Raw genomic sequence first — 25,061 nt, forward strand, 5'->3', positions numbered from 1 at the left:
CATGCTCGGAAGCCTTCTCCTCACCGTCATCGAAACCCTCGGCGGCCTATTGTCCGGCGTGCTGCTCGCACGCTTCATCATGCAGTGGCAGCGGGTTTCGTTCCGCAACCCCATCGGCCAGTTCGTCGTGGCCACCACCGACTGGCTGGTGCTGCCCCTGCGGCGTTTCATTCCCGGCCTCGGGGGGCTGGATCTGGCCAGCCTGCTGCCCGCGTGGGTGGTCCAGGTTCTGGTGGTGTTTGCCATGCTCGGCCTGTTGGGCCGGATCGGTGCGGCAAACCCGTTCAGCCTGCTGGCCGTGATGTGGGGCGTGGGCCTGCTTGAGACGGTCAAGGTGGCGCTCTACCTGCTGATGGGGGTGGTGCTGATGTCGGCGATCCTGTCGTGGGTCAATCCCCATGCGCCGATGGCCGGTGTCATCAATGCCCTCGCGGAGCCGTGTCTGCGTCCGTTCCGGCGCGTCATCCCGCTCATCGGCGGCGTCGACCTGAGCCCCATCGCGTTGTTTCTGCTGCTGCAGGTGGCGCTCAGCGCCCTGGCCATGGCCAAGCTCATGCTGATCGGCGTGGCCTGAGCGTGAGCTGGTATGCCCAGGCTGCCGACGGCAGCCTGATTCTCACGCTGCACATTCAGCCCGGCGCCCGCAAAACCGAGATCGCCGGGCTGCATGGCGGCGCGCTCAAGATCCGTCTGGCTGCGCCGCCGGTGGACGGCAAGGCCAACGCCGCGCTCCTGGGTTTTCTTGCCAAGACCTGCGGGGTCTCCAAGTCGGCGGTCGAGCTGATCAGCGGCGATAGTTCCCGCGCCAAGCGGGTCCGTCTGCGTGGTGCGGACCTGGACAGGGTTGCCGGGCTCGCCGGCGACTGAACCTGCCGTACTCCCGGCGAAAGCCGGTTCGGGTCGGCCGCGCCGCACGCGAAATCACAAAGCAAAAGGCCAGTCCGTGTGGACTGGCCTTTTGCTTTGGTACTGGTGCTGCTGACCGGAATCGAACTGGTGACCTACTGATTACGAATCAGTTGCTCTACCGACTGAGCTACAGCAGCGAAGCCCTGAATTATATTTAATAAGCCAGGTCGGATCAAGCCCGCTCGGTGGGGTTATTCGTGGATCACGCGCCAGTTTGTAACCCGCGGCTCGCCGGACTCGGCGACGGTGCTGCCGTAGATCTTGCTGCCGCCGCTCACGTCGGTGCCGAGAACCCGGATGCTGGAGCCGATACGGACCAGGGAGGTGTCGGCCAGGCCAGGGCTCAGCTCCATCCATTCGATGCGCGAGCGCTGGCCGCCGACCACGGTGCTCAGCACGCTTTGGCCGCTCCCGTAGTAGGCGGAGTAGAGGCGGGTGGTGCCGCTGGCGTTGCAGGGGTCGTCGTTCAGGATCGAGCCGCCCCATGTCACCACCCCATCGTTGGCCTGGAGGTTGAGCACGATGCGTTCGGTCACCGCTGGCTTGCCGACACTGGCGAAGCGCCCGGTCAGATCGTAGTACCAGCCCATGGGGGTGGCGCTGTCTGCCGTCGCGCCGGCCAGCAGGTTGGTCACGGCGGCCATCTTGGCGCGGGTGATCGGGAAGGAGACCCCACCGGGAAGGGCTGTTTCGTGGCTCTCCGATCCATAGGCGCGGCTCTTGGTGCCGTCACGGAAGGCGTAGAGGGTCTGCTGCTGCGTGTTGCCCTGATCTTCCAGTGACAGCAGCCGCCCGGTCCCGACGAAGACGTAGCGCTTCAGGTCTTTTGCCGAGTATTCGATCTTGGGCGCCGTCGTGACCGGCTGGGGGGTTCCGTCCGGTGCCTTGAGTTCGCCGATCTTGATGGCCGCGGGGTCTTTGGTGAGGTCGCTGAAGTCGAAACGCCACAGATTGCCGAGGAGATCGCCGCCATAGACGTACTTCAAGGTGTAGTCGGAGTAGCCCTCGGTGTAGCCCTCGATCTGGGCGAGGCCGGCGGGGTTCGTGGCCGTGCCGGCGCTGGTCTGGATGGGGCCCTTGAGGAGCTCGCCGGTCTTTGCGTTCAGGACGAAGAGGGCGCCCTTGCCGGTGGTGTTGTTGTAGCCGGAGGTCAGGATCACCACCCAGCCCCAGCGGCGGGTCTTTGCGATGAGCGGACGACCGTAGCTGTAGCCCATGTCCGCATGGCTGAACTCCCACAGAATCTTGCTGGCCATGCCGGTTTCGTTGAGGGAGCCCGGCGTTATGTCGGTCACATCCACGGCAATGAAGCTCCGTCCGCCCTTGCCCTGGCCGGTGACCAGCAGCGTGCGCCAGTCGGCGGGCGTGCTGGCGCCGATGGCAGCGAGGCTGTTGCCGGTGCGGGCAAAGTCCACGTCACGGATTTCCGGCGTGGCGTTCATGTAGTAGTGGTGGGTGTATGTCGGCCGGGCAAGCGCCTGCAGGCCGCTGCTCTGCGGAGTCCCGTCGGGGCCTTCGAAGGTGGAGTAGGGCACCACGGCGAAGACTTCGTTACCCGCGTTGGTGCTTTCGCTGGCATCGAAGGCGTGCAGCATGCCGTCGTTGGCGCCCACGAAGACGAGGGGCGTGCGGCTGGCCTTGCTGCTCTTGAAGGTGGTGTAGCCCGGGTTGTGGGTGTCGGAGTAGCTGGCGTTCGGCTTGCCGAGGTAGGTCACCTTGGAGTCGACGATGTCGCCCAGAAGGTTCGTCCGGAGGCGGTAGGCCTTGGTGGTCGCGATGGTCGACTCGTTGCTGCGGTCACCACGCAGGTAGTTGAGGATGTTCTTGCCGTCGGTCGAGTTGCCCGTCGGCGCCGCGCTCGAGATGCTCAGGTTGAGCTGTTGGGTCGCGCTGAGGTAATCCCAGCGGAAGGGCGTACCCCTCAGGTCGGACGGGACGGGGTTCGTCTTGGTCTTGTCGACCGGGCTCATGGTCACGATGATCCGGTTGTCGCTCCCGATGTTCCCCAATTTGGCGGCGGCACTCCAGAGCTGGGTGAGGTCGGGCTGGTCATTGACGATCTTGTTGATCCTGGAGGCGATCACGTCGCCTGACCAGGTCCCCGCGTCATAGGTGCCCTGATAGGTGTTGGAGCCGCCGCTCGTCTCGCTGAGCTGCAGGCTCGACAGGCCGCTACCTGCTGCTGCGCCAGCACCTTCGGCGATGCTCATGAAAGCATTCTGCAGGCCAACGAACATGTCGTCCGGCTTGCTTGCGGGAAAGTAGTTGTTGGGTAATTCGTAGCCGTTGTACCTGCGGATGTTGGTCTTCTTGACGTCCAGGCCGCCCCAGATGTCGGTGCTTGGATTGAACGCCGAGGGCGGGGCCTTGGGGTCGGGCTTCTTGTAGCCGCCGTACTTGGCGGCCAGCCAGTACTGGTTCTTGTTTGCATAGCCGCCTTCGAGAACGTCCATCCAGTAGGTTTCGATGGTCTGGGTTCCGGGAAGCTCGGTGCGGATGTCGTTGGAGTGGGCGTAATAGGCGATCCCCGCCATCAGGTAGCCGTTGTCGGTGCCGCTGGACCCTGCAACCAGGTCGGTGCCGAGGGTCGAGCCCAAGCCCTCGAGGGCGCCCACGGTGTCGGTCCAGGCCTTTGCCGTCTTGCCGGCCATGTTCCCGTCCACGTCGCTGGGAGCCGGGGCGTTGCTGCCCGACAGGTTGCGGTCGTAGTTGCTGTTGGTGTCACCGATGCCGATGATGTAGTTCTTCTTGCAGGAGAGCGCGCCCTGGGTGGGATACTTGGGGTCCCTGGCGGGGTCGTTCCATTCGGTGAACACGGGGAAGCCGTCCCGCAGGGTGGCGTCCACGCCGGAAACATAAGAGGCCGTGGGCGTCATGGCCTTGAAATACTTTACGGCCTCGGCGTACATCTCGCTCACCGGGTCGAACCGTTTGTACTTTCCGCTGCTCTGCCCGAACTTGTTGAGGTAGTTGATCGTACCGCTGTTGACCTGCTGCTTGGCCTGCATGCCGTAGGGGTCGTCAAGGAAGGCGCCGGTTTCGGTGATCTCGTTGTCGAGGCTCTGGATCTGGGCGCGCAGGACGCCGCCGTCCCGCGCGATGTTGCTGGCGGTATTCTCGGTCAGATAAAGATAGCCAAAGGCGCCGAAATACATCTTGTCCTTGTATTGCTGCATCAGGCCGGCGGGTTTCCAGACGGTCTTGGTGCCGGCCGAGTCCACGTACTTGCGGCAGTTGGATTCCAGGAAACTGCCCGCGCCGGTGCCTTGATCCCGGCAGACCTCGACGTTGACGTTGTAAACGGCGACCTGTGTCTGTTCAATCGACGTTTCGGCGTTCTTAGACCATGGGGCCTTGCCTTCGGCTTCGTAGCCAAAGCGGACCTGCACGCCCATGCCGCCGTTGCGAATCCATAACGGACGGTCATGGAAATCGACGGGCAGCCCGGTGTAGCTCTTCACCAGGCTCTTGTCCAGAAAACGGTCCGGGAAGTTGCTGGTCAGGTAGCTTCCCTGCGCCGATGCGTAAGCCCGCTGCAACACGGTCTTGCCCAGCGGCGACCCGCTGGCGCTGGCGAATGTCTTGGGCTCGTCGGTGAGCCGCAGGCCCCCGGTGAGCACCCAGCGGAAGGTGTCCACGCCCTGCATCGTGGCCCAGTTCATGAAGTTGCCGCTCCACCGGTTCGCGCAGGTGTAGTTTGAACCGGCGAAGTCGGCCGGCTCAAAATACGAACCGTTGTAGGTGTAGCACTTGTTGGGGTCGAAATAGCCGAGGTATTTTTTGGTGGTGACGAAGGTGTCGCCATCGTCCTGGTGAGCTCGGGTGATCGCGGTGGGGAACTCGACCGACAGCGCGAGCATCACGTTGGCCGGCACGTCGGCGATCGAGATCGGCTGGTCTGCCAGCGGCGTGAGCGCGGCGGTGGCGCCGGTGGTCATTGACATGGTCGCGACGCCGGCCAGCACGAGCGTAGCCGTGCGCAAGCCGGGCATGAAGGTCGTGGATTTCATTTGATGTTTCCTTTGTGCGGCGGCGACGATCATTTGACTCGGGTGGTAACGGTTGCCTGAACGTAGGTCTGCGTATTGCGCATCCCGTCACTGCGGATGGTGACGCGGTAGAGCGGCAGCGAGATCGACCCGGGTTTGTCCTGCCGGTAGGAGCCGCCAAGCTCGTAGCGGTCCGAGACGGAGCATTTGGACTCGCTGGACGGGCCAAAGTCCGAGCACATCCGCTCGATCAGGAAGCGCACCTCCTGGCCGTCTTCGCTGACGGGCTTGATCTTCGAGAACTTTGCGTCGAACTCGGCCTTGTTCTTCAGGATCCGCGGAACGCCGTTGGCATCGGCTTCGAGGAGGCGGGGCGAGTAGTTGAGCGAGATCCAGGTGGCGGCCGCCGTGCACGGCCCGGGGTCGCAGCCATCGTCGCTGGCTTCGTTGGCCAGGAAGTCGCTGCGCTGCATGACCTCGAAGGCCCTGTTCAGGCCGACGCTGGTCCGGTTGACCGAGTCGCGCTTGAAGGCCAGGTTGCCCGACAGAAGCGCCGAGGTGTCGACCGAGCGGAGCAGGGAAACCCCGCCCAGCATCATCACGACGAGGACCACCAGCACCACGGCCAGTACCGACCCCCGGCTGCGGGACGGATGTGGGAGCGAGAAGGGATGCGTGCGCAATCGCATGGGGACACCTGGAGATTATTTGGGAGTGGATTTCATGTTGCGCAGCGGAATCACCCAGTCGAACACCTGGTAGCCGTAGCGCTGCTCGCTGGACGAGAGTTTCACGGTCACCTGCCGGCTGGTCTGGAGATCCTGGAACAGCACCAGCTGGGTCGGCTTGGCGTCAACTACCTGGGCTTGAGGGGTGCGCAGGATCACACCGATACGGATCGCCTTGATCTGGTCGACCTTCTGCTGGGTGGCCGCGTTGCCGTCCATCAGCTCGGTGATGCTCCAGCCGGATTCGGACGGGGCGATCCATTCATCCACCGCATCGTCGTTGGGGATGCCCCCGACGCCGTTGTCGACACCGTAGCGGGCCTTGAAGAGCAGGATGTTCTCGCCGAAGGACTGCAGCGGGCGCCTTTGCAGGAGATCGTATTCGACCAGCTCGTTGCTGCTATTTACCGAGAGCAGCGAGAAGGTCGGCTGGTCCTCGCGCCCGAGGTGAAAGGCCGAGGGGCTGTTGGTGGTCGACAGGAGGGTGCCGTAGGAGCTCGAACCCTGATTGAGCGGAACCACCGTGTAGGAGGCTGGTGAGATCACTTTTGCGGCGGCAGGCATCACCGCCAGCCCCAGCGAGATGTCCTGGGTCGGGGTGCCGCCGGAGTAGTTGGAGGCCACCTGGACGATCTGGCAATCTGCCGGCCCGCCGGCCACGTCCTGGGCGACTGCCAGCAGCAGGTCGGTGGTGCTCTGGCCCGCGTCCTTGAGGCCGATCCCGTTGGGGTTCGAGACGGTCAGGGAGGTCCCCGTCGAGTCGAAGGGGATGTCCCGGTTCGAGGACGGGGAGTTGGCAGCGATCACCATGACCGTATCCGAGCCGGTGCCGCCGTCCCGGATGCCGACGGGCAGCACCCGGACAGACTTGGGAAAGCTCTCGAAGGGCGCCGGGAAACTCGACACCGGCAGCAGCGGGCTGCCCGCGCGGTTCACCTTCAACAGACAGCTCCAGATGTTGCGGCCCTGCACCAGCCCGGCGCCGCCTTCTTCCAGCATCAGGTTGAGCCGTGCGCCGACGACGGCAGCCGTCTGGACGGTGTCGGCGGCGCCGCCCACGTTGCGGCGGAACGTTTCGCTGGAGGTGAAGGCCTTGAAGATGACCAGGGAGGCCAGCAGGCCGATGGCCATCCCGACCATGACTTCGACAAGACTGATGCCGCGCTGGGCTTTCGGCTTCGGCATGGGGCGCTTGAACATGTGGGCTTCCTAGAAAAGCAGTGCGCGGGTGACGTAGCGCCCTTTGACTTCCTTGATCTGAGTCGGGTTTTTGGCCACGCCAGGCATCTCCCAGGTCACCTCCAGATAAACGATGAGGGTGCTCGTGGTGGCGGACTTGGTGAAGGTGGGGGTTACCACCGCGTTCGGCAGGCGTGCCGCGGCGATCACCCGGTCGTTGAGCCAGGCCTTGAACTTTGGCCCGTTGGGGGCGGCAAACTCGGTTTCCACCTTGCTCACGTCGGAAGCCGTCATCTTGGCCAGCAGCTCGTCGGCGAGCATCGCCGCCTCGGTGCGGAAACGGCTGTCCGTGGCGATCTTGGTGGAGGCGGCCTGGAAGCCGACCATGCCCAGCAGCCCCAGCGAAAAGATCAGGAGGGCCACCAGCGCCTCGAGAAGGACGTAACCCGACTGGGTGGGCCGGGTGGATCGGGACTGTTTGGTGTTCATGGTCAGACCTTCGGGCTCAGGCTTTGGGGCACTTGACGAGGCTTATCTGCGGCTGGCAGGCAAACGGTTCGCCGGAGGCCAGCGCGGGGTTGCACAGCTTCACGCCGCCCCCGGGTGTCACGAACACGCACAGGGCCTTTTCGGCGCTGCTGCGCGAGATGCGGTAGACCTGATGGCTGGAAATTGCCGCGCCCTTGTTGTCCAGCACCCGCCCGGAGCCGCTGAAGAGCACGCTGGCCGGGCCTTCGACGGTGATGTCGGATGACACCTCCTTGAGCTGGAAGCCGTTCACGTAGGCCGCGTTCTCGTCGGCCAGCGGGGTCAGGCCGTCCAGCGCGCGGATGGCCCAGTTCTTGCCGTTCGTCGTGGCGGTCAGGGTCTTGATGCCGGAGGCCGCGGGGGTGCCGTTGGTCAGCATGAACTCCACCCGCAGGTTGCGCCGGATGGCCTCGGCCTCGGCCTGCCGCAGCCCGTTCTGCAAGATTTCGGCGGCCGAGTTGACCGAGCTGTTGCGAATCCACTGCCCCATCTGGGGGATGCCGATGGCGGCGACGATGCCGACGATGGCAACGGTGATCATCAGCTCGAGCAGTGTTACGCCCCGCTGCGTGCGCCTCTCAAGGAAACGCAGGGCCGCCCCAAGTTTTCTTGACCCCCGCGGGGGGCGGGCTGGGCGGAGCCCGGCCCTGGGGGCGCTCAGCAGACTCAGCATGAGGTGGCTCCCTTGGACAGCAGCCAGCAGCTCTGGGACGCCGTGACGGAGGGGGTTTTGGAGGTCTTCTCGCCGGACTGGTTGATCGTGTAGGTGTAGCCGCTCATGCCGTTGGCCGATTTGCCGGTGGCGGTCATCGTGAAGGTGGTGGTGGTGCAGTTGGAGATTGCCACGCTGAAGGGTGTCTCGTTGAAGACCGGGCTGAAATCCAGGGCGCAGTTGTAGGTTCGCTCCGAGTTGAAGACCTGCTCCATGCGCACCTTGGCCTCGGACAGCGCGCCGACGCCCTGGGCGATCTTCCCCCTCACGATATGATCGGTGTAGGCCGGCACGGCAATGCCGGTGAGGATGCCCACCACCACCACCACGATCATCAGCTCGATCAGGGTGAAGCCCGTTTGCTTGCTCATCTGCATAATCTCCTTTGAGCCTAAGATGACATCGAGAAGGCGCGAAGGCGAGTCCCTTGCGACCGGCGGAAATCTCCTGCCGACAGGCGGCAGCGGTGCCGTTGTACGGCAGGGCTATCGTGCACCGCATGCCTCTCGGTCATCCTGCAAGTCACTGATCCGGTGTTTCAATTTCGCCCTCTTGAAGCTTCTCCGGGCTTCCGTCTCGCTTTCGCCGTGGTGCTTTCCGTGCTCGCCCATGGCGCCCTCGTCGTGGTGTCGCCGCACTTCGGCCAGACGCCAACGGTGCCAGGGCGGCAGAACCTGCTCGCGGGCCGGCTGGTCAAGCCGCCCCCGGGCGCGCTGCGAGCCACGCCGCAGGTGCTGCCGTCGGCGCCCGCGGTGGCAGTCGAGCCGAAGCCTGCCCCCGCTGCCGTCGTTCCTGATGCCGTCGCTCCCCACGCCCTTGTCCCGGAGCCGGGCGAGTTCGCGGCGTCGTCGCCAGCCGAGACCTTGCCTGAACGCTACCGCCCGGCTTCGCTGCTCAGCCGTGGCCCCGAGCTGCTCACCCCGCCCGACGAGAACGCCTGGCCGAGCCTGCCCGACACGCCGCCCGGCCGCTTTCAGCTGGAGCTGGCGATCAGCGCCGACGGCACCGTCGACCGCATCGTGCCCCTGTGCGAGGCGCAGCTGTGCCCGGCAGCCGGCGTGTATGCCGAGCTGGTCAGCCACTGGCGTTTCCAGCCCGGCGATCTGGCCGGGGAGGCCAGCCCGAGCCGGCTGCGTCTGGAGTTCGAGGTGGGCCTGCCCGCGGAAGCCGACGCCGCCGACGATCAGGCGCCGCGCCAGTAATCCGGGCGCCCGAAGAGGCCGCGCAGATAGTCGATGAGCAGCCGCACCCGCAGCGGCAGCCGGCGGTTCTGGGGAAACACCGCGTAGATGCCGGTGGGCGGGGCCGCGTAGCGGTCGAGCACCGACACCAGCGCACCGCTGGCGAGATCCTGTTCCACCTCCCACATCGAGCGCCAGGCCAGCCCGATGCCGCCCACCGCCCAGTCGTGGAGCACCGTGCCGTCATTGCACTCGAAGCGCCCCGAGACCTTGATGGTGCGCGTCTGGCCCGGCGTGTCGGGGTCGGAGAAGACCCAGCCGCGCTGGGGGTCGAGGGACAGGCAGTCGTGGCGCGCCAGGTCGTCCGGGTGGGCCGGGGTGCCGCTGCGGGCCAGGTAGGCCGGGCTGGCGACCACCACCCGGCGGTTGTCGCCCAGGCGCACCGACACCAGGCTCGAATCGCTCAGCTCGCCGATGCGGATGGCGCAATCGACGCTTTCATTCACCAGGTCCACCAGCCGGTCGGACAGATCAAGGCTGCAGCTCACCTCGGGGTTGGCGGCCAGAAAGTCGCGCAGCAGCGGGGCCACGTGGCGCCGCCCGAAGCCGGCCGGCGCCGAGACCTTGATGTGCCCGCTCGCCTTGACGCCGCCCAGGCTCACCGAGGCCTCGGCGTTGGCGAGGTCGTTGAGGATGCGCTGGCAGTCTTCCAGAAAGGCGCTGCCCTCGAAGGTCAGGCTCAGCTTGCGGGTGGTGCGCAGCAGCAATTTGACCCCCAGGCGCTCCTCCAGCGCGTCGATGCGCCGCCCCATCATCGCCGGCGTCACGCCCTCGGCGCGGGCCGCGGCGGACAGGCTGCCGCGGCTGGCCACGCTGACAAAGGCGGTGATCTCCTTGAAGTTGCTCATTTTGTACTAAAAGTAAAAAATCATTTGATTTTATTATGGCTTCTTTTTTCTTTATGCATTGAATAAACTTCGCTGCATTGCAGTAAAAGAGATGTCGTTCCGCAAGCAGATAGCGGGCCGGCGCTCCGGCACCAACACCCACCCGTCACCCCACGCAGCGAGGAGCAAACCAGCATGGCGCAGCAAGCCCGCATCCAGGCCGTCGCGTTTGATGCCTTCGGCACGCTCTTCGACGTCTACTCGGTGGGCCTCCTGGCCGAGCAGCTGTTTCCGGGCAAGGGGGCGACGCTTGCCGAGCTGTGGCGCCAGAAGCAGATCGAATACAGCTTCATCCGCAGTCTGTCGGGCCGCTACAAGCCCTTCTGGGACATCACCCGGGACGGACTCGACTTTGCCGCCGCGCGCCTGGGGCTGGCTCTCGATGGCGCGCAGCGCACCCAGCTGATGAACCAGTACGCCTGCCTGTCGCCCTTCCCCGAGAACCTCGCCGCGCTGCGCCGCCTCAAAGACGCCGGCCTGCCCACCGCGATCCTCTCCAACGGCACGCCCGAGATGCTCCAGGTGGCGATCAAGAGCGCCGGCATGCAGGGGCTTTTCGACCACGTGCTGTCGGTCGACGCCGTGCGCAAGTACAAGACCCATCCCGACGCCTACGCCCTGGCCCCGGCCGCCTTCGGCCTGGCGCCGGAGCGCATCCTGTTCGTCACCTCCAACGGCTGGGACGCGGCCGGCGCCAGCTGGTACGGCTTCACCACCTTCTGGATCAACCGCAGCGGCCAGCCCCTCGAGGCGCTCGACGTGGCGCCCACCGCCACCGGCCGCACGATGGACGACGTGGTGGCTTATCTCATTGGCGGGCGGGGCTGACATGGACGCCGCGCAGATCCTCCTCGTCGGCGGCGGCGCCTTTCTGGCCGGTGGCATGAACGCCATCGCCGGCGGCGGCACCTTCTTTTCGTTTCCCGCGCTGCTGGCGGCCGGCGTGCCGCCGGTGATGGCCAACGCCAGCAACACCGTGGCCATGTGGCCGGCCAGCCTGTCGAGCGCCTGGGCCTACCGCCGCGAGGTGAGCCGCCATCCGCGGTGGACGCTGCTGCTGGTGCTGGTGTCGCTGGTCGGTGGCATCAGCGGCAGCCTGCTGTTGCTGGCGACGTCCAATGCGGCCTTCTCGCGCCTGGTGCCGTGGCTGCTGCTGGTGGCCACCAGCCTGTTCGCATTCTCCGGGCAGATCAGCCGCGCCGTTGCGGCGGCCAAGGCAAAGGTCGGGCTCGGCACGCGGGCGGCCGGTACGCCGGGCGGGCTTGGCGGTTTGATCTTCCAGACCATCGTGGCGATCTATGGCGGCTTCTTTGGCGCCGGCATGGGCATCCTCACGCTGGCTGCGCTGGCCATCCAGGGCGTCGATGACATGCAGGAGCTCAACGGCCTCAAGAACCTCACCTCGGCGGTCAATTACACCGTGGCCGCGGCCACCTTCATCATCGCCGGCGCCATCAGCTGGCCCCACACCCTGCTGATGATCGCCACCGCCATGGCCGGTGCCTTTGCCGGCGCGGCCTTCGCGCGCCGCCTGCCGGCCGTATGGCTGCGGCGGCTGGTGGTGGCAGTGGGCGCCGTGCTCAGCCTCATCTATTTCATCAAGACTTACGCTTGACCTTAACCTTCACCTAAAGGAGCTTCCATGAGCCTCAACCTGCCCCAAGGCATGCAGATCAACGCCCCCCTCCAGCCCGGCTACGAAAACATCCTCACCCTCGAGGCCCTCGAGTTCGTCGCCAAGCTGCACCGCGCCTTCGAGCCCCGTCGCCAGGAGCTCCTGAAGGCCCGCGTCGCGCGCCAGGCCCGCATCGACGCCGGCGAGATGCCCGACTTCCTGCCCGAGACCAAGGCCATCCGCGAAGGCGACTGGAAGGTCGCCCCGCTGCCCAAGGCCCTCGAGCGCCGCCGCACCGAGATCACCGGCCCGGTCGAGGTCAAGATGATCATCAACGCCTTCAACTCGGGCGCTGATTCCTACATGACCGACTTCGAGGACTCCAACAGCCCGAAGTGGGACAACCAGATCCAGGGCCAGATCAACATCTACAAGGCGATCCGCCGCGAACTGTCGTTCAAGAACGAAGCTGGCAAGGAATACAAGCTCAACGACAAGATCGCCACCCTGCAGATCCGCCCCCGCGGCTGGCACCTGGATGAAAAGCACGTCACCGTTGATGGCCAGCGCGTCTCCGGCGGCATCTTCGACTTTGGCCTGGTGTTCTTCCACAACGCAAAAGAGCAGATCGCCCGCGGCGCCGGCCCCTTCTTTTACCTGCCGAAGATGGAGAGCCACCTCGAAGCCCGCCTGTGGAACGACATCTTCGTGATGGCCCAGGACCACATCGGCCTGCCGCAAGGCACCATCAAGGCCACCGTGCTGATCGAGACCATCCTCGCCACCTTCGAGATGGAAGAGATCCTGTACGAGCTGCGCAACCACTCCGCCGGCCTCAACGCCGGGCGCTGGGACTACATCTTCTCGTGCATCAAGAAGTTCAAGAAGAACCAGGATTTCTGCCTGGCCCAGCGCAGCGCCATCACCATGGAAGTGCCCTTCATGCGCGGCTACGCGCTGGCCCTGGTGCAGGCCTGCCACAAGCGCGGCGCCCCGGCGATGGGCGGCATGTCGGCCCTGATCCCGATCAAGAACGACCCGGAAGCCAACGAGAAGGCCCTGGCCGGCATCCGCCACGACAAGACCCGCGACGCCAACGACGGCTTCGACGGCGGCTGGGTGGCTCACCCGGGCCTCGTCGCCATCGCCGCCGAAGAGTTCCAGAAGGTGCTCGGCGACAAGCCCAACCAGTGGGAGAAGCAGGTTGACGGCAAGTTCGGCCCCGAGCAGTGGTTGGACTTCCGCCCGACCACCCCGATCACCGAGGCCGGCCTGCGCAACAACATCAACGTGGGCATCCACTACCTCGGCTCCTGGCTGGCCGGCAACGGCTGCGTGCCCATCCACAACCTGATGGAAGACGCGGCCACCGCCGAGATCTCCCGCTCCCAGGTGTGGCAGTGGGTGGTCAGCCCGAAGGGTGTGCTGGACGACGGCCGCAAGGTGACCGTCGAGATGGTCCGCCCGATGATCGCCGAGGAACTTGCCAAGGTGAAGGCCACCGTCAGCGCCCAGGGCGAAGACACCGCCAGCTACGACCAGGCCGCGGTGATCTTCGACAAGATGTCGCTGACCCCGGAATACCCGGAGTTCCTGACCCTGCCGCTGTACGAAGCGATGGAGTAATCCCCCGGTTGGCCGCACCCTCGTAGCGGGGGAGGCAGGAGGTCAGCCTTTTCGGCCCCTCCTGCAGGCCGATGGGTCGATTTCGACGTGGCTTCATGGAGGAGCCGCACATAAAAAAACCTCGTCAAGGCGAGGTTTTTTTATGTGCGGCCCCAGGGCCTGGCTCCGCCCAGCCCGCCCCCCGTGGGGGGCAAAGGAAACGTGGGGCGGCCCTGCGTTTCCTTTGGAGGCCGGAGCCAGGCCCCGGCTCTTGCCGGGCAGCCGGGCGCTTACTTGCCGGCAGTCTTGCGGCGGACGGCGCCGAGGGCCGCCAGGCCAAGACCCATCAGCGCGAAGCTGGCGGGCTCAGGAACGGCGGTGGTCGGCGGGGTCACGACGGGGCCCTGGCCGACGTTGATGATGCTGCTGTCGATGCCCTGGGTGAAGTCGTAGAAGTTGTCGTACGGGTCGGAATCCTGAACCTGGAAGGTCAGGGACGGGGTGACCGACAGGGATGCGTACAGCGAGGACAGGGTGACCGAGTCGGTGGTGCTGAACCAGCCAGTGTCCAGGATGCTGTTGCGGAAGCCGGTGCTCGCGGCGCCGATCTGGGTGCCCAGGGAGTTGGTCTGCTGGGTGACCACGTCGGACCAGTTGCCGAAGTTGATGCCATTCACCAGCAGGTTGTTGTCATCATCGTCGAAGTCACCCGCACCGGTGTCGCCGTCGGAGAGGGTGAAGCGGATGGAGAGAGACTGGAAGCCACCGCCGAGGGCCGACAGCACGCTGGAGTTGTAGCCGGTCTGGATGCCGATGGTGCCCGGGTTGCCGCGGTAGGCGACCGGGGTGCCGTCATCGTAGTAGCCGGAGAACAGGGAGGACGCGGCCAGCTGGCTGACCACGCGGGCGCCGTTGGTGCCCACGGCCTCCACGACGATGCCGCCCACGGTGCTTGCGCCGACCGTGGTGACGTCGAAGCCCGTCGGGGAGGTGGACGTGAAGGCGCTGGCGGAAGCTGCGCCGCTGACGAGGGCGATCGCGCACGCGGCGGCGATTTTGTCGAGATGGCAGATCATTATGGCTCCTTGAACAGGGTTGCGGTGAGTGGAACGGATAGCCGGCGAGGCCTTAAACATCCCGAATCACTCAAGCAGAATTTAGGCCAGTTTGGGCAGCTGATAAAAAACTGTTAAAAATCTGGTGCTTAAATTCTGTTGCAGCCGCGTCCAGGCATCGCGAAAGATAATCTCCTTTAAATTTGTAAAATATTTCGACAGTTTCAGGCTTTTGATGTTTACCCAATCCTGGCAGGGTCACGAAGCCCTTGCGGGGCGGGCGGGATTTATTGGTTTTAGCGTCCGCAGCCACGCACCGACATCCACCCTGAAGCTCAGCCTGCCGCCAGAAGCGCCGTATGCCAGATGCCGCGCTGATGACTTTTCAGGCCGTTCGAAGCGCCCGAGGTATTTGTAAGGGTTTAGAGGCGGGCGCGGCGGGGGTGGGAGGCACAACGGCACCTGCGGGTGCCGTAGTACGTTGATGCCTTATGGGTGAGCTGTGAGAGCAGCGGGCCCGGCCGGGCTCAGGCTGGCTTTATGCGGCGGGTGCCGCAGGCTTGGCCTTGCGCACCGGCTTGCGATCGGACCGCTTCTTGAGGCCCACCGCGACGACCTGGTCGGAATCGTCACCATAGATCGCCAGCACCTGCTTCTTGGAGCCGCCCACGCCATCGTGGAAGGCGTGCTCCGCCGCGATGGACTCGTCGCGGGCGGCGGCGAGGGCCTTTTCGAGGCGAGCCTCGGCCTCCTGGGTGTCCTTGTAGCGCTTGTAGGCCGCGTTGACGACGGGAAGGGTGAAGTTCTCGTTGGGCGGCTGGTAGCCCTCGATGGTGCGCAGGCCGAAGAGCGCGTCTTCGTCAGCGCGGAGGACATCGAGGGGAATACGTTTGCGGGCAGTCTTGGACATGTGCGGCTCCATGCTTGGTTGATGATGGATCGGTGGTGTACAACGCCAAAGATCTTACAGGCATGTCATCGCGAGATGAATATGCCATAAGATATAGACGAGCCCGGCAAGCGGAGGCAGACACTGCCAGGGAGGCGGCGGCAAGCTCGCCATGGCGGTGTTCGATCAGGGACAGGGAAGGCGCGTCCAGGAGGCCTCGGAGGCGCAGGGGGTGAGGCCTGGATCAGATCGGCATCCGGCACGGCGCCGGGCCGATCTGACGCGCTGATCTTGGCAATCTGCAGGCTCACTTTGGCAAAGTGCGGCGTGCACTTGGCAAAGTGCAGGGTCAACTTGGCAAAGTGCACCGTGCATTTGCCAAAGTGACGCGTGCATTTGGCAAAGTGACGCGTGCATTTGCCAATGTGCAGGGTCAACTTGGCAAAGTGCACCGTGCACTTGCCAAAGTGAGGCGTGCACTTGGCAAAGTGACGCGTTCACTTGCCAATGTGCGGCGTGCACTTGGCAAAGTGCGAGGTCAACTTGGCAATGTGAAGCGTCAACATGGGATTGTGACGGCGCACTTTGCCGATCGAGCGGCGCACAGGGGTGGTTTGTCGGGTTACGCTGCGCTAACCCGACCTACCTGAACTGGGGATCACTCGAAACTCGCCTCGAACACAAAATTACTGACACTCCCCGACCTACCTGAACTGGGCGGTGTGTCGGGTTACGCTGCGCTAACCCGACCTACCTGAACGGGATCACAGCGAAACCGTAGGTCGGGTTAGCCCGCAGGGCGTAACCCGACTAACCCGCTGACACTTCCGGGCACATTGCCAATCGCGCGCCCGAGCCTGCACCCCGTCAGTGATACACCCTCGCGCCCTCGCCGAAACCGGCCGTGTAGAGGTGCGCAAACACGGCGTTGGCCTTGGTGTTGATCTCATCCGTGTCGTAGACCCCCGGCGGCAGGTGGGCGTACAGGTGCTTGATGATCTCGGCCTTCACCTGCGCCTGCGCCGTGGCCTTCTCGCGCCAGTGGTCGATCTGCAGCTTGCCGCTGGCGAGCCTCTCCAGCAACGCCTTGGCTACCTTCTTGATAGCGTCGCGGTCGCCCTTGGTCAGGGTGTCTTTTTGCAGCAGGTCGAACACCGCCAGTTGCTCTTCGCTGTCGAGGCCCTCGCGCAGGTAGCGCCTCTCTTCCTCGTTCAGGTTGTCGTTGAAGGCGAACAGATCATCCATCACCTTCTGGATCTCGGTGGCGTCCTTGTCCTTGTTGTATTCCCGGATGATCTCCTGGTAGCGCTCGTACAGATCGACCCGGGTCGGGTTGCACGCCAGCATCAAGGCCAGCCGCGCTTCGATCTTTTCCTTCAGGTTCAAGGTCACCACGTTCTTGAACGGCGATTTCTCGAACTCGGCCCGCAGCCGCGAGAAGTCGATGGTGGAGAGGTCGTAGCGCACCGGGTTCTGCCTGATGGCGCCGGCTGCCGGTTGGCCATCGGTCGTCAGGGCCGTGTCGACAACGTCGTACAAGTCCTGCAGCAGTGCGCTCACATCGGGCGTCTCGCGGGCGTCCTGCAGCTTGTTGTAGATCGCACTCACCGCGCTCTCTTCGGCATCGAAATCAAACAGGCCCGGGTGCGGAAACAGGCCCCGGTGGCGGGCCTGCACGTCTTCCACGATCACCTGATAGGTCTTGCGGCGCTCATCGCTTTCGCACAGCAGGTTCACCGCGAGCAGGATCTGCCGTTGCTTGTCGAAACCCCTGGCGGCAATCAGGGTGTCCACATCGAAACCGAGGCCCACCAGAAACTCCCGCGCAGCCTTCAGGCTGTGGGCGTATTCGGCCAGGGCCTCCGAGTCGTCGCGCACCGTGTTTTGTTCTTCGTCGCCCTTGCCGGTGCCGTCGCGGTCGCCCTGGGCAAAGGTGGAGAGCGCCTTGCGCAGGCTTTTCAGCATCCCGTTGTAGTCGATGATCAGGCCATGCTTCTTGCCGCCGCCTACCCGGTTTACCCGGGCAATGGCCTGCATCAGCGTGTGGCCCTGCATGGGTTTGTCCAGGTACAGCGTGGCCAGGCACTTTACGTCGAAGCCCGTCAGCCACATGGCGCACACAATCGCGATGCGGAAGGGCTTGTCGGCCTGCTTGAACTCCTTCTCCAGGTTGCGCCTGACCATCTTCTCCCGGTGCGGCGCGATGTCGAGCGCCTCGTCGCGGAAGTTGCGCCACTTGGCAAACTCGGCCACCTCGCCTTGCTCCTGGGAGACCACCACGCAGCATTCGGTGGCCTTCATCCACTCGACTTGTTCGCGGCGCTGTTGCAGCAGCTTCGGCGGCGTCTTGCCCCGGGCGGCAAACAGCGCCTCCTCGGCGGCCACGCTCGCTTCCAGCTGGGCGGCTTTTTCCTGCCACTTGGCCGTGACCAGGTCGTGCATTTTCACGCAGGTTATCTTGTCCAGGCACACCACCATCGCCTTGCCGCCACCGGGTTCCACCACCTTCCAGCGCTGGTGGAAGTGGTCCACAAAATCCTGCGCCACCTTCTCGAGGCGAGTGGGCGAGGTCAGGATGGGGTAGTCGCGGGCCAGCTCACGGTAGAGCTTTTCCTCCTTGTCGTCGCTCCACGGGGCATCCAGCGTGGCAGCCTGGCGGGCGGCCTCGATGTGGGCGGCGATGCGTTCGCTCACCTTGGGGTCGACGATCTTGAGCTTCTCGCCGCGGTTCTCGTAGAACAAGGGCAGGGTGGCACCGTCGGCCACCGCGCGCTGGAAGTCGTAGATCGACACATAGTGGCCAAACACCTCGCGGGTCAGCTGCTTTTCGCCGGCGTCGATCAAGGGCGTGCCGGTGAAGCCCAGAAACTTGGCGCGCGGCAGGCCCTTGCGCATGTTGAGCGCCAGGCGGCCGTACTGGCTGCGGTGCGCCTCGTCGCTGATGACGATGATGTCGTCCCGCGTCGAATACGCCTCCTGCACCCGCTCGCGGTATTTCTGGATCAGGCCGAACACATAGCGGCGGTTCTGGTCGCGCAGCATCCTGCGCAGGGCATCGCCGCTGGCGGCCTGGTCCGTCTTGCTGTTGGCCCGCCCGGTGTTGGTGTAGGTGGAGGCGATCTGGTCGTCCAGCTCGCTGCGGTCGGTGATGACCACAAAGGTGTAGCGGCCCGACACCTTGCGGTGGATCTTTTCGGTGAGGAACACCATCGAATACGACTTGCCCGAGCCCTGGGTGTGCCAGAACACGCCAAGCTGCCCGGCCGCCACCTCGTCCCGGATCACCGGGTCGGTGGAGGTGAGGCGGGCCATCACCCGGTTGACGCCCAGGTACTGGTGGTTGCGCGCCACGATCTTGTGGGTGCTGCCTTCGCTGGCATCGAAGAGCACAAAGTTCTCGACGATGTCGAGCAGGCGGGTTTTGTCGAGCATGCCCTTGAGCAGGATCGGCAGCAGGGGCTGGTCCTTGCCCGGCTCCGGGTCGTCCTCGTTTTGCCGCTTCCAGCGGTAGAAGTGCTCGCGGGTGCTGGTCAGCGACCCATACTGCGCATCGTGGCCGTTGGAGATCACCACCAGCGCATTCCAGTGGAAGAGCTGCGGGATGGTGTCCAGGTAGTCGCTGTAGTTCTTCTTGTAGGCGCTGTCGATGTGCGCCTCGAAGCGCTTGAGCTCGATGAACACCAGCGGCAGGCCATTGACGTAGCCGATCACGTCCGGGCGGCGCAGCCACAGGCGCCCACGCACCCACAGCTCACGCACGGCCTGAAAGCGGTTGTTGCCGGGGCAGTCGAAGTCGATCAGGCGCAGGCGTTTGTCCACCAGCCGGCTGGCGCCGTGGTGGTCGGTGCCGCGGTACTTCACCGGCACGCCCTCGCGCAGCAGCGTGTATTTCTCCTGGTTGAGGGCGACCAGCGTCTTGGTGATGTCGTCCTGCAGCACCTGCGCCAGGGCCTGGCTGTAAGCCTCGGGCGGCAGGCCCGGGTTAAGGCGCTGCAGGGCGGCCAGCACCTCGCGGCGCAGCACCACCTCGGTATCCTTGCTGCGGCCCAGCAGGCTGTCCTCGCCAAAGTCTTCGTCGTCCTGGGCAAACACGGCTTGCCAGCCGAGCGTCTGCTCCAGCAGCTCGGCCGTAGGCGCCTGGATCAGCAGGTCTTCGGAATAATCCCTCCTGGCCATCTTGTTGACTCCCTCCCGTATCGATACCCGCCATCCACGCGGCCCGGCTGCATCGTCAAGCCATGCGCGGCCGGCCGCACAGCCAGCCGGAATATGCCACGGGATCGGTCAGGCCGGGAGATTCTCGGGAAGAGGGATGCCGGACACATCGAGCTGGCCGGACATCAGTTTGGGGAGGAGCAGGTCGCGGGCCTTTTCCAACGATAGGTTGGCGACGTTCAACTGCGCTGCTTGCTCAAGCATCGGTCCAACTAATCGATGAAACTCAATCTGTAGATGCTGCGGCGGTTGCCAAATTTCTACCATGCCGATGTCTGATCGGCTCAGTTCCAATTGGTTGGTTGCGCCTTTACCCATCTCGGAAAAAACCGGCTCTAAGTTGGACAAGGCCTGACCGAAATAGCTTGATGAGTCCGCATGAATTGGCCGCACAATTGTGACGTGGGTATCCACAGTGCAATTTTCGACGGGTGTGCGCACTTGAGCGACACGTCCAAGGGTGCCGGCACCAGTCGAATTGATCAGTACGTCGCCTATCTGCACCAGGCGATCGGATTTCACGTCCTTCGACTGCCGTCGCGCAGGCTCCATTGAGATGCGCCCACCACGGATGCACTTTTGGTTGATGACCCGGCTCATCGCTGTGTCGTCGTACTTCGGAGCGATCCCCCGATTTAGGAAAGACGTTTGCTCGGCAATTGGTGTCTTGCGCCATCCTTTCGGTACCCTGTCTTCCACCGGTACCGACTCATGGCCAGGAAAGCGCAGATGCACGAACCATTCGCGGTAGATGCGGCGGGCGGCGTCTTCGAGCAACGCGATGCGACGCTGGTTGGTTGCGATCAGGTCGTCGTAGGCGTGGGCTGCGGATGCTGCAATCTGTTGTGTTTCAATGTCGTCGGGAACATGAAGGACATAGTTCTCGAGCCGATCCATTTCCAGCTTCTTGGTGCCATGTGCAGCTTCCGTCGCAAGATCGCGAATTGCGTTGGCGTTGGCCGAAAGGCTGTAAAAAATAAATCGCGCATCGATACCGGCTTTCGGAATGAGTGCTTTCACGTCCTGGTTGAACGCCATTGCACGCTGTGCAAGCGAAATCCGAAATTCCTTGGCCAGCGACATGCCACGAACAACAGCGAAGGTTGTTCCTTCCGGAACTAATCGACTTCCAGCCTGAAGGCCGGCGTCAGTGATTTTTAAGGACGTATCGCTCAAAAAGTGTTTGGTCATTTCCGCAGAACTGACCCAAGGGATGTCGCCTCCCCAGTATTCCGCTTTGCCTTTGTTCGGGGTTCCGCCCGATAAAAAGCGGACGCATTCATTGAGTCGCTTGGTTGGCCAGCTCATCCCAGCAGCCCCTCGAAATTCCTGGCAATCCGCCCCGCCAGTTCCACCGCCTTGTCGTTCAGCTCGGCCAGCTCGTCGTGGATCTCGCGCAGCGTCTCGGCGAAGTCGTCTTCATCCTCGGCCGCGGCCGCCGCCACGCCCACGTAGCGCCCCGGGGTGAGCGAGTAGTCGTTGGCGGCGATCTCTTCCACTGTCACGGCCTTGCAGAGGCCCGGTATGTCCTCGAACAGCCCGTGCGGGAAGCGGCTGTGCAGCCAGTGGACCTGATGGATGAAGTAGGCGGCCTGCTTGAGCGCGTCGAGCACGGCGTCGCGCACCGTGGGGTCTTCGTTCTTCTTCGGGTCGGCGGCGAGCAGGGCGCGTCGGCCGTCACGGACGGCTTTGCCGTCGAAGGCTTTGCTACTGCGGGCGCGCAGGGTTTTGTCGGCGGTCTCGATCAGCTTGAGCCATTGCTTGTGGCGGGCTTCCAACACCTTGCCGGCGCTTCTCAATTGCGGGGCGAGGGCGTCGAGCGCCGCCTGCAGCGTGCGCTGCCCGCTGTGGCTGGCAAGGTCGGCCCGGGTGATGGCGGCGCGGGCCTGGGTGCAGGCAGCGAGCAGCGCGGCGATGGCCGTGTTTGTGTTGCCTTCCGCGCAGGTGTCGGCCTGGGCCGCGGCCAGCTCGCCCTTGAAGTCATCGAGCTGGGCCTGGGTGAGCTGCGCGTCGTCGGGCTGGCTGGCGTTTAGCTCGGTGAGGCGTGCCCCCTGGGCGAAGGCCTGCAGTTGCGCGGCCAGTTGCTCGATGGTAGCGCTGTCGGCGGCGATGCGGCCGGGGATGGCGGCCAGCCAGGCGTCCACCTGCCGTTGATAGTGGGCGACGAGGGCTACGAACTTGTCGGTTTCGCCCCGGTACAGCCACACGATGGCGTTGAGGTTGGCGTGCTGTTCGTCGGTGAAGATGTGCGAGCGCGCCGAGACCACGTGATACACGTTGCGCGCGTCGATCATCAGCACCTGGTCGTGCAGATCCTGGGGCTTGCCCTTGTCGAAGAACCACAGGGTGCAGGGCAGGCTGCGGGTGTAGAAGAACTTGTTGCCGATGGCCATCATCACGTCCACGTGGCCGGTGTTGACGAGCTGCTCGCGGATGTCGCGGTCTTTGTTGCCGGCGTCCGAGGCGCTGGAGGCCATCACGAAGCCGGCGCGGCCGCTGTCGTTGAGGTAGGCGTAGAAGTACTGGACCCACAGGCTGTTGGCGTTGCTGATGGCGCCGGTCTTGGCGTTGGTGCCGGGGAGACCGAAGGGCAGGCGCCCGCCTTGTTCGATGGGCTTGACCTGGCCTTCGACCTTCTTGGTGTCTACGCCGTCGACGTTGAAGGGCGGGTTGGCCATGACGAAGTCGCATTGCCCGACGAGGTGCTCGACCTGGTCGTAGAAGGTGTTGCCCTGGCGGATGTTGGAGGCGTCAAGCCCGTGCACCACGAGGTTCATGCGCGCGAGCTTGGTGTTGGTGTCGCTCTTTTCCTGGCCGTGGAAGGTGACGGTGTCGTTGGCCTGCTGGTGGCGCACGTCCTCGATGAAGTGGCCGGTCTGCACGAACATGCCGGCCGAGCCGCAGGCGGGGTCGAGCACCAGGCCGTGGTCTGGCTCGATGATGTTGACGATCATGCGCACCAGCGAGGGCGGCGTGAAGAACTCGCCGCCTTCCTGGGCGCCGCTCATGGCGAACTTGTTGAGGAAGTATTCGTAGATGCGCCCGAACACGTCGCCGGTGGCGGCCTTGATGGCGGGGCGGTCGAAAATCTTGACCAGATCAAACAGCAGGTCGGTTTCGAAGGCGGGGTAGCCGCGGGGCAGGGCGCCTTTGAGCACCTCGTATTCGGCCTCGATCACGTCCATTGCGGCGTCGATGACCTCGCCTACATTGTTGCCCTGCGGCAGGCTGGCGATGCGGTCGAAGCGCGCGGCCTCGGGCAGGTAGATGGCCGCCTTGCCCTGAAACCCGAGCTTTATCAGCATCTCACGCTGGTCGGCAGGCACCTGCGCCGGGATGTCGGCCTCGATCTCGGGGAGATAGGCCTTGAAGCGGTTGTCGGCGTGGCGCAGAAAGATCAGGCCGAGCACCGGCATCGCATATTCGGCAGCGGTGAGCTTGGAGTTTGCCCGCAACTGGTCGGCGGCTTCCCAGAGTTCGTTTTCGAGTTGCTGGACGTTCATTCAATCGGTCTCTTTGTTGCGTTTGGCGCCTGCCATCATCGTCAGCCTCGGCCGCGCACAGCCCGTCGCGCCAGATTTGTAGTGGAGCAGTTTGGAACACTACAGACGTAAAAAAGGCCGAGAAACCCGATCTAGCTAGGTTTCTCGACCTTCTCCGGATCGCTCCGGACTCGATTCTGGTGGAGCCGGGGGGAATCGAACCCCCGTCCGCAAGTCCTCTACAGTCAGTTCTACATACTTAGCCGACCTACTTGGATTTAACCCGGGGTTTAGCCAGTCGGCAGGCCGACACCAGGCGAGTCACCTTGAATTTCGCGCGGGACCAAGTAACCCGGACCGTTGCTAGTTCCTGTAAATGACACTGCATCGGGTTTGACCCCACCTGACCCAGGAACGAATCAGTGCAGTGGCTTAGGCCTTAGGCGGCCAGAGCGAAACGCTCGTCGTTGGCGTTTGTAGTTTTCCAGTTGATTTACGAGGTGACTGGTCCTCGGTATGCCCTGATCTGCTTTGCAACCCACGTCGAAGCCAAGTCGGCCCCAGTTTTGCTGCTTTACTTAGTGCTGGCGATAACCAGAAAGTTCCGAATCATACCACGCGATCAGCGATTTCCCAGCAACGTGAGGATTTCGAGCGGGTGCTGGATGATCACGTCGGCCTGCCAGGCGTCGATGGGCTCGGCGCTGCCCAGGTAGCCGTAGGCCGCGGCGACGGTGCCCATGCCGGCGGCCTTGCCGGCGACGATGTCGCGGATGTCGTCGCCGATGTAGAGGCAGCGGGCGGGCTCGACGCCGGTGTGGGCGCAGGCGTGGAGCAGGGGGTCGGGGAAAGGCTTGGGGCGGGCGGCGGTGTCGCCACCAATCACGCAGGCGCAGCGCTCGGCCAGGCCCAGCGCGCTGATGATGGGGCGGGCCAGGCGTTCGGCCTTGTTGGTGACGACGCCCCAGGGGATGCGCTGCGCGTCGAGGCCGTCGAGCAGCGCATCCATGCCGTCGAAGAGCCGGGTTTCGACGCACAGGGCGTCTGCGTAGAGTTCGAGGAAGCGCGCGGCGAGGGGCGCGTAGGCGGAGGCATCGGGGGTGAGACCGAAACCGGCGCCTAGCATGCCGCGCACGCCATGGGAGACCTGGGGGCGGAGCTGCGCGAACGGGGTGGGCGCGAGGCCGTGCTCCCGCTGCAGGCGGGTGAGGATGCCGGCCAGGTCGGGGGCGGTGTCGGCGAGGGTGCCGTCGAGGTCGAAGAAGACGGCCTCAGGCATTCCGGGTGGTGCGCATCAGGTAGTTGACGTCGGTGTCGCGGCCGAGGGAGTAGACCTTGCTGATGGGGTTGTACTGCATCCCGATGAGTTCGTTGACGTCCAGGCCTGCTTCGCGCACATAGCGGGCGAGCTCGGACGGCTTGATGAACTTGGCGTACTCGTGGGTGCCCCGCGGCAGGAGGTTGAGGACGTATTCGGCGCCGACCACGGCCATCAGGTAGGACTTGAGGTTGCGGTTGAGGGTCGAGAAGAAGACGCTGCCGCCGGGTTTGACCAGCGTGGCGCAGGCGCGGATGGTGCTGGCGGGGTCGGGGACGTGTTCGAGCATTTCCATGCAGGTCACCACGTCGAAGCTGGCGGGGCAGTCGCGGGCGAGGTCTTCGGCGGAGATGTGGCGGTAATCGACTTGCTCGCCGCTCTCGAAGAGGTGCAGCCGGGCGACGCCGAGGGCTTTCTCGGAGAGGTCGACGCCGGTGACCTGGGCGCCCCGGGCGGCCATCGATTCGGCAAGAATGCCGCCGCCGCAGCCGATGTCGACCACCTTCTTGCCAGCGATGCGGGCGTTGTCGTCGATCCAGTCGAGGCGCAGGGGGTTGATCTGGTGGAGCGGTTTGAACTCGGATTCGGGGTCCCACCAGCGGTGGGCGAGGTCACTGAATTTCTGCAGTTCGGCGGGATCGGCGTTCATGAAGCGGCATCCGGGGTTGAGTGGGCAGGTTGCGATTGTATTGCGATAGGCCCGCGGCGG

Annotated in this window: 21 protein-coding genes, 1 tRNA gene and 1 other RNA gene; 6 read left to right on the forward strand and 17 right to left on the reverse strand. The window is 64.4% G+C overall.

Annotated elements, in window-relative coordinates:
- Window position 1 precedes the first annotated feature (1 nt).
- Together ZRA01_RS03795 and ZRA01_RS03800 are read left to right on the forward strand one after the other, a co-directional pair.
- The gene (locus ZRA01_RS03795; RefSeq protein ID WP_141349460.1) at window positions 2-574 is read left to right on the forward strand and encodes a YggT family protein; all 573 of its coding nucleotides are present in this window, start codon (window positions 2-4) and stop codon (window positions 572-574) included.
- Window positions 571-867, forward strand: a complete 297-nt coding sequence (locus ZRA01_RS03800; protein ID WP_141349561.1) for a DUF167 domain-containing protein — start codon at window positions 571-573, stop codon at window positions 865-867. The genes ZRA01_RS03795 and ZRA01_RS03800 overlap by 4 nt, the downstream gene beginning before the upstream one ends.
- A gap of 103 nt (window positions 868-970) precedes the next feature.
- On the opposite strand, the gene ZRA01_RS03805 is transcribed toward ZRA01_RS03800, so the two are convergent.
- From ZRA01_RS03805 to ZRA01_RS03835, 7 genes are all read right to left on the reverse strand, one after another.
- Window positions 971-1,046 (reverse strand) — tRNA-Thr (locus ZRA01_RS03805).
- Window positions 1,047-1,100: 54 nt separating this feature from the next.
- Complete coding sequence (locus ZRA01_RS03810) at window positions 1,101-4,919, reverse strand: pilus assembly protein (RefSeq protein ID WP_170182900.1); 3,819 nt, start codon at window positions 4,917-4,919, stop codon at window positions 1,101-1,103.
- 29 nt (window positions 4,920-4,948) lie between these two features.
- On the reverse strand, window positions 4,949-5,587 hold the full coding sequence (locus tag ZRA01_RS03815) for a hypothetical protein (protein ID WP_141349464.1): 639 nt from the start codon (window positions 5,585-5,587) through the stop codon (window positions 4,949-4,951).
- A 15-nt stretch (window positions 5,588-5,602) separates the two neighbouring features.
- Entirely contained in the window at window positions 5,603-6,826 is a 1,224-nt protein-coding gene (locus tag ZRA01_RS03820) for a PilW family protein (RefSeq protein ID WP_141349466.1), read from the reverse strand.
- Window positions 6,827-6,835: 9 nt separating this feature from the next.
- Window positions 6,836-7,294: a type IV pilus modification PilV family protein gene (locus ZRA01_RS03825; protein WP_141349468.1), complete on the reverse strand. Its 459-nt coding sequence runs from the start codon at window positions 7,292-7,294 to the stop codon at window positions 6,836-6,838.
- Window positions 7,295-7,310: 16 nt separating this feature from the next.
- Window positions 7,311-8,006, reverse strand: a complete 696-nt coding sequence (locus ZRA01_RS03830; RefSeq protein WP_141349470.1) for a GspH/FimT family pseudopilin — start codon at window positions 8,004-8,006, stop codon at window positions 7,311-7,313.
- A complete protein-coding gene (locus tag ZRA01_RS03835) occupies window positions 8,000-8,416 on the reverse strand; it encodes a type IV pilin protein (RefSeq protein ID WP_141349472.1) in 417 nt (138 codons plus the stop codon). Before ZRA01_RS03835 ends, ZRA01_RS03830 begins: the two co-directional genes overlap by 7 nt.
- A gap of 228 nt (window positions 8,417-8,644) precedes the next feature.
- On the opposite strand from ZRA01_RS03835, the gene ZRA01_RS03840 reads away from it, so the two are divergent.
- Entirely contained in the window at window positions 8,645-9,247 is a 603-nt protein-coding gene (locus ZRA01_RS03840) for a hypothetical protein (protein ID WP_141349474.1), read from the forward strand.
- Here the strand turns inward: ZRA01_RS03840 and ZRA01_RS03845 are convergent.
- Entirely contained in the window at window positions 9,229-10,134 is a 906-nt protein-coding gene (locus ZRA01_RS03845; RefSeq protein WP_141349476.1) for a LysR family transcriptional regulator, read from the reverse strand. The two genes, ZRA01_RS03840 and ZRA01_RS03845, sit on opposite strands and share 19 nt — an antisense overlap.
- 174 nt (window positions 10,135-10,308) lie before the next feature.
- Here ZRA01_RS03845 and ZRA01_RS03850 point away from each other — a divergent pair, with 174 nt between their 5' ends.
- Genes ZRA01_RS03850 through aceB form a run of 3 tightly spaced genes read left to right on the forward strand, consistent with a single transcriptional unit; the run spans window position 10,309 to window position 13,414 of the window.
- Window positions 10,309-11,001, forward strand: a complete 693-nt coding sequence (locus ZRA01_RS03850; protein ID WP_141349478.1) for a haloacid dehalogenase type II — start codon at window positions 10,309-10,311, stop codon at window positions 10,999-11,001.
- A 1-nt stretch (window position 11,002) separates the two neighbouring features.
- Window positions 11,003-11,788 carry a sulfite exporter TauE/SafE family protein gene (locus ZRA01_RS03855; RefSeq protein WP_141349480.1) on the forward strand — a complete coding sequence of 262 codons (786 nt, stop codon included), beginning with the start codon at window positions 11,003-11,005 and terminating at the stop codon, window positions 11,786-11,788.
- Window positions 11,789-11,815: 27 nt separating this feature from the next.
- Window positions 11,816-13,414, forward strand: a complete 1,599-nt coding sequence (aceB, locus tag ZRA01_RS03860; RefSeq protein WP_141349482.1) for a malate synthase A — start codon at window positions 11,816-11,818, stop codon at window positions 13,412-13,414.
- Window positions 13,415-13,683: 269 nt separating this feature from the next.
- On the opposite strand, the gene ZRA01_RS03865 is transcribed toward aceB, so the two are convergent.
- The 9 genes from ZRA01_RS03865 to ubiG form a co-directional block, all read right to left on the reverse strand.
- On the reverse strand, window positions 13,684-14,469 hold the full coding sequence (locus tag ZRA01_RS03865) for a PEP-CTERM sorting domain-containing protein (RefSeq protein ID WP_170182901.1): 786 nt from the start codon (window positions 14,467-14,469) through the stop codon (window positions 13,684-13,686).
- 70 nt (window positions 14,470-14,539) lie between these two features.
- Window positions 14,540-14,761 (reverse strand): hypothetical protein, encoded by a 222-nt coding sequence (locus ZRA01_RS03870; RefSeq protein WP_141349485.1) that lies wholly within the window; start codon window positions 14,759-14,761, stop codon window positions 14,540-14,542.
- Window positions 14,762-14,986: 225 nt separating this feature from the next.
- The gene (locus ZRA01_RS03875) at window positions 14,987-15,358 is read right to left on the reverse strand and encodes a hypothetical protein (RefSeq protein WP_141349487.1); all 372 of its coding nucleotides are present in this window, start codon (window positions 15,356-15,358) and stop codon (window positions 14,987-14,989) included.
- Between the two features lie 846 nt (window positions 15,359-16,204).
- Window positions 16,205-19,513 (reverse strand): type I restriction endonuclease subunit R, encoded by a 3,309-nt coding sequence (locus tag ZRA01_RS03880; protein WP_141349489.1) that lies wholly within the window; start codon window positions 19,511-19,513, stop codon window positions 16,205-16,207.
- Between the two features lie 108 nt (window positions 19,514-19,621).
- Window positions 19,622-20,860, reverse strand: a complete 1,239-nt coding sequence (locus ZRA01_RS03885) for a restriction endonuclease subunit S (protein ID WP_141349491.1) — start codon at window positions 20,858-20,860, stop codon at window positions 19,622-19,624.
- Complete coding sequence (locus ZRA01_RS03890) at window positions 20,857-23,055, reverse strand: type I restriction-modification system subunit M (RefSeq protein ID WP_141349493.1); 2,199 nt, start codon at window positions 23,053-23,055, stop codon at window positions 20,857-20,859. Before ZRA01_RS03890 ends, ZRA01_RS03885 begins: the two co-directional genes overlap by 4 nt.
- 177 nt (window positions 23,056-23,232) lie before the next feature.
- Window positions 23,233-23,596: a transfer-messenger RNA gene (gene ssrA, locus ZRA01_RS03895) on the reverse strand.
- A 60-nt stretch (window positions 23,597-23,656) separates the two neighbouring features.
- Window positions 23,657-24,313: an HAD-IA family hydrolase gene (locus tag ZRA01_RS03900; protein ID WP_141349495.1), complete on the reverse strand. Its 657-nt coding sequence runs from the start codon at window positions 24,311-24,313 to the stop codon at window positions 23,657-23,659.
- Window positions 24,306-25,001 carry a bifunctional 2-polyprenyl-6-hydroxyphenol methylase/3-demethylubiquinol 3-O-methyltransferase UbiG gene (gene ubiG, locus ZRA01_RS03905; protein ID WP_141349497.1) on the reverse strand — a complete coding sequence of 232 codons (696 nt, stop codon included), beginning with the start codon at window positions 24,999-25,001 and terminating at the stop codon, window positions 24,306-24,308. The genes ZRA01_RS03900 and ubiG overlap by 8 nt, the downstream gene beginning before the upstream one ends.
- Window positions 25,002-25,061: the final 60 nt, after the last annotated feature.

This window comes from Zoogloea ramigera (assembly GCF_006539865.1).
Taxonomy (GTDB): domain Bacteria; phylum Pseudomonadota; class Gammaproteobacteria; order Burkholderiales; family Rhodocyclaceae; genus Zoogloea; species Zoogloea ramigera.

Coding starts and splice junctions, on each gene's coding strand:
- ZRA01_RS03795 (WP_141349460.1), top strand. CDS start 2: ATGCTCGGAAGCCTTCTCCTCACCGTCATCGAAACCCTCGGCGGCCTA.
- ZRA01_RS03810 (WP_170182900.1), bottom strand. CDS start 4,919: ATGAAATCCACGACCTTCATGCCCGGCTTGCGCACGGCTACGCTCGTG.
- ZRA01_RS03815 (WP_141349464.1), bottom strand. CDS start 5,587: ATGCGATTGCGCACGCATCCCTTCTCGCTCCCACATCCGTCCCGCAGC.
- ZRA01_RS03820 (WP_141349466.1), bottom strand. CDS start 6,826: ATGTTCAAGCGCCCCATGCCGAAGCCGAAAGCCCAGCGCGGCATCAGT.
- ZRA01_RS03825 (WP_141349468.1), bottom strand. CDS start 7,294: ATGAACACCAAACAGTCCCGATCCACCCGGCCCACCCAGTCGGGTTAC.
- ZRA01_RS03830 (WP_141349470.1), bottom strand. CDS start 8,006: ATGCTGAGTCTGCTGAGCGCCCCCAGGGCCGGGCTCCGCCCAGCCCGC.
- ZRA01_RS03835 (WP_141349472.1), bottom strand. CDS start 8,416: ATGAGCAAGCAAACGGGCTTCACCCTGATCGAGCTGATGATCGTGGTG.
- ZRA01_RS03845 (WP_141349476.1), bottom strand. CDS start 10,134: ATGAGCAACTTCAAGGAGATCACCGCCTTTGTCAGCGTGGCCAGCCGC.
- ZRA01_RS03850 (WP_141349478.1), top strand. CDS start 10,309: ATGGCGCAGCAAGCCCGCATCCAGGCCGTCGCGTTTGATGCCTTCGGC.
- ZRA01_RS03855 (WP_141349480.1), top strand. CDS start 11,003: ATGGACGCCGCGCAGATCCTCCTCGTCGGCGGCGGCGCCTTTCTGGCC.
- aceB (WP_141349482.1), top strand. CDS start 11,816: ATGAGCCTCAACCTGCCCCAAGGCATGCAGATCAACGCCCCCCTCCAG.
- ZRA01_RS03865 (WP_170182901.1), bottom strand. CDS start 14,469: ATGATCTGCCATCTCGACAAAATCGCCGCCGCGTGCGCGATCGCCCTC.
- ZRA01_RS03875 (WP_141349487.1), bottom strand. CDS start 15,358: ATGTCCAAGACTGCCCGCAAACGTATTCCCCTCGATGTCCTCCGCGCT.
- ZRA01_RS03880 (WP_141349489.1), bottom strand. CDS start 19,513: ATGGCCAGGAGGGATTATTCCGAAGACCTGCTGATCCAGGCGCCTACG.
- ZRA01_RS03885 (WP_141349491.1), bottom strand. CDS start 20,860: ATGAGCTGGCCAACCAAGCGACTCAATGAATGCGTCCGCTTTTTATCG.
- ZRA01_RS03890 (WP_141349493.1), bottom strand. CDS start 23,055: ATGAACGTCCAGCAACTCGAAAACGAACTCTGGGAAGCCGCCGACCAG.
- ZRA01_RS03900 (WP_141349495.1), bottom strand. CDS start 24,313: ATGCCTGAGGCCGTCTTCTTCGACCTCGACGGCACCCTCGCCGACACC.
- ubiG (WP_141349497.1), bottom strand. CDS start 25,001: ATGAACGCCGATCCCGCCGAACTGCAGAAATTCAGTGACCTCGCCCAC.